The sequence below is a fragment of the Carnobacterium sp. genome (genome assembly GCF_032094055.1).
GTDB lineage: Bacteria > Bacillota > Bacilli > Lactobacillales > Carnobacteriaceae > Carnobacterium_A.
Genome location: NZ_DAMDAK010000026.1, coordinates 7,613 through 11,310 on the forward strand (window position 1 = coordinate 7,613; position 3,698 = coordinate 11,310).

Here is a 3,698-nt window from a genome sequence, read left to right on the forward strand (position 1 = left end):
CAATTGCGATGACGGCTTGCAAGTTTGTACTGTTGAGTTTTTCTTGTACGGCTTTGGCATAATGGCGAGCCGGCAGCACCGGTATGCGATCTTCTTTTTTCTGATCAGTTTCTTCTAAGATCACTTGCATGCGACGTAATACTTCTTCATCGGCTGTACCCTTTTTATAATCATTTTCAACAGCAAAACTGCGACGGATGATTTCTTGTTTCGCAGCTTCTTGAATAATCTGATCATCAATGATACCTGTTTTTAGGCGATTGACCCCCATATCTGTTGGAGACTGGTAAATCGATTCTGTACCAGTGATTTTTTCAATAATACGCTTAATGACAGGAAAGGTTTCCATATCGCGATTGTAATTGACCGCTACTTCTCCATAAGCTTCGTAATGGTAATTATCAATGACATTCACATCTTTTAAATCAACTGTTGCAGCTTCATAAGCGATGTTAACTGGGTGTTTCAACGGAAGATTCCATACTGGGAATGTTTCAAATTTGGCATAACCTGTTTTATTGCCATGCTCGTATTCATGGTACATCTGATTAAGGCAAGTGGCCAGTTTTCCGCTTCCAGGTCCTGGTGCGGTTACTACAACGATTGGTTTTGTCGTTTCAATGTAAGGATTTTTTGCAAATCCTTCTTCTCCTACAATTGTTTCCACGTTCGTTGGGTATCCTTCAATTGCCCGATGCGTATAAACTTTGATGCCGCTTCGTTCCAGTTTTGTCATAAATACTTTGACAATCGGTTGTTCCTGGTAACGTGTGATCAATACACTATTGACAGAAATACCATAAGAACGATATTCATCGATCAAACGCAGTACATCTTGATCATAGGTAATGCCATAATCTTCACGAATTTTGTTTCGTTCGATATCTCCTGCATAAACACAAATGATGATTTCGGCTTGTTCTTTCAATGTTGCTAACAATTTCATTTTGGCGTCTTCATCAAATCCTGGCAAGACTCGTTTGGCATGCTTGTCACCAATTAGTTTTCCGCCAAATTCCATATAAAGTTTATCGTAATGTTGTACACGTTCCAAAATATAAGCCGATTGTTCGTGCAAATATTTCTCTGAATCAAATCCAATTTTTTTCATTATTTCCTCCCGCTTGCTTTCCGTTCCATTCTAAAGGCATTCTTTAGCAGCAGCACACTGTTTGTTCAAAGAAGAGCAGCCTTTATATATCTTTTATCATTATAAAGCTTTTAGGAAAATTGACAAGGGGAGCTCATTGAATGAAAAGGGGTTTTCTTGAAAGCTAAACACTTTTCGTGTAAGTTTAACGTATAGAAAACGTTTGCTTGCATATTTTGTCCAAACAACTTATTTAGTTGACTTGTTGTTTCGCAGTCAGTGTTTGAGTTAAATGAAAACGTCTGTTATAAGGTAAATAGCAGTGTAGACAAATAGAGCAATATGAAAATAAGATTGGCTTTTTTTAAAGTAGTATAAAAAATTGTAGGAGGAATATAACATGAAAACTGCTTCGAAAACTTGGGTGAACGCCATTGTACTAGTTATTGTATTAGCAATTAATTATATAAGCAGTACAGGAATGATAAATAACACAGATCAAAAAGAAATGTCTGATAAATACCTTACTCCCATCACACCTGCTCCTTTTACATTCGGTATATGGGGAGTAATCTATACACTGGTTTTTATATCGATTATTATCCTGATTTTAAATCGGAACAAAGAAAGCTACAAGCGAACTATCGATACATTATCGCCTTTATTCTGGTTATCGTCTCTTTTTAATGTGGGTTGGATTATTACTTTCTTATACGATAAAGTTTTGGTATCAACTGTCTTGATACTGGCTCTTACAGTAGTTCTCGCAGTGATCAATCGATTGATCGTAAAAATCAATGACAACAGGAAAAATATTTTATCTCTTACATTTGGGCTTTACAATGGCTGGTTATTAATAGCGACCATAGTAAATATCGCAGCCTACTTAGAAAAAATTAACTGGAAGAGAGGAGGACTTTCAGAAGAAACATGGGGAATTGTTTTGCTGAGTACTGCTCTTGTAATAGCTCTTTTAATGATGATCTTGCTAAAAAATGCAGCTTTTACGTTACCAGCAGCATGGGCTTGTTTCGGGATCTACAAATTTTTAACTTCTCCTGAAGGATTTGATAACCTCTATTCTCGTTTACCGATAATTTCTATCGTGTTCAGCGTTATTTTGGTTATCAGTGCCTTAGCACAATTTAGAACCAACAAATGGAAAGTAGTACCAGTCCCAAAACATAATTTTCATTATAGAAAAGGAATGAATAGTCTCTAAACGATAGCTATAAATAGTCCTTTTTGAGTAATGAATTTATAGACTTTACCTACTTGTTGAGCTGTTCACCTCTAGTTTGAACAAGCTCCTATTAAAAATCCCTGAGTTTGTCCTTGCATACAGAATAGGGCAGATTTCAGCAACAAATTTAGGATGAAAACTTTAAAATTTTATAAATCATCAAAAAATAGAGAAGAAATTATGTCGCATCCCCAAAGTTAGATTTGTTACGCTAATTTTTGAGGTGCGGCACATTCTTTTTGCTAAAAAGTTACGACAACTTCATTTTTGCCGGATTTTTTGGTTTTTCACGTTTTTCTCTCATTTGCATGGAATCGTTGTAACCCCAGAAATAAGTGAGTACAAATGAAACGATCAATGTAACCGCCGTTGCAAGCAGTGCAAACCAAAAGTTAGAGGTAATTCCTAATTCGGGGTCTATATAGGATGGAAGCCCAATAAGCGAACCGATAATGCTCCACATATTCACATTCAACAAACCGCCAATTGCACTGCCTATACTGGCACAGATAAAGGGACGAAGATAACGCAGTGTGATGCCATAAATGGCTGGTTCAGTAATGCCACAGAATGCGGAAATAGCTGCTGCATATCCAATTTCTTTTAGTTCTGTTTTTTTAGTTTTCATAGCGACTGCTAATGCTGCGCCTCCTTGTCCAACAATTGTCACACTTACCATGGCTGAGAGGTGGCTATATCCTAAAGTTGCAAAATCATTGATGTAGATCGGCATAATGCCCCAGTGCAATCCAAAAATGACGAGTATTTGATAAAAACCATCAATAATGGCTCCAAAAATAGGCGCGTTCCAGTTCAGGAAGGTTTCAAGACCGCTTGCTAAAGCAAAAGATAACCAGGTAATGACTGGCCCAGTGATCAAAAAGGTGATCGAAGTGACTAATCCGATAATGATGATAGGGTTAATAATTGCTTGCAGAAAAGCAGGAACCCATGTTTTGAGCCAAACTTCTAGTTTTTTTACCAGCCAGGCAGCTAATATCATGGGGAAAATGGAGTAAGAATAAGAAACAAACGGAAAATCAACGGACCCGATCGATAAAACATTCAACCCCTTGTCAGCAGCTTCGAGCAGGGTCGGATAGGAAATGGCACCGCCGATGACGGCTGTTAAAACGGCATTTCCGCCTAATCTAGTGGCAGCATTGAAACCAATCAAAATAGGTAAGAAGTAAAAGACTGCATCAGCCATTGCACTGACCAGCAAATAAAAATTACTCACTTCAGATACTATATTTAATCCAGTTAATAAAGACAATAAGCCTTTCATCACACCTGAGGCAGCAAGAATACTAATGATCGGAGTCATGGATCCCGTGATGGTCCCTAATAAAAGATTGAAATTAC

General features: G+C 37.5%; 3 protein-coding genes. 1 reads left to right on the top strand and 2 read right to left on the bottom strand.

Annotation, left to right across the window (positions count from 1 at the left end; all coding sequences use genetic code 11):
- Nucleotides 1-1,111 (bottom strand): DUF1846 domain-containing protein (locus RT405_RS05765; RefSeq protein WP_313468332.1); only part of this gene is annotated, 1,111 nt, incomplete at its 3' end.
- A gap of 379 nt (nucleotides 1,112-1,490) precedes the next feature.
- Here RT405_RS05765 and RT405_RS05770 point away from each other — a divergent pair.
- The gene (locus tag RT405_RS05770) at nucleotides 1,491-2,312 is read left to right on the top strand and encodes a TspO/MBR family protein (protein ID WP_313468333.1); all 822 of its coding nucleotides are present in this window, start codon (nucleotides 1,491-1,493) and stop codon (nucleotides 2,310-2,312) included.
- A 271-nt stretch (nucleotides 2,313-2,583) separates the two neighbouring features.
- On the opposite strand, the gene RT405_RS05775 is transcribed toward RT405_RS05770, so the two are convergent.
- Nucleotides 2,584-3,698 (bottom strand): PTS transporter subunit EIIC (locus tag RT405_RS05775; protein ID WP_313468335.1); only part of this gene is annotated, 1,115 nt, incomplete at its 5' end.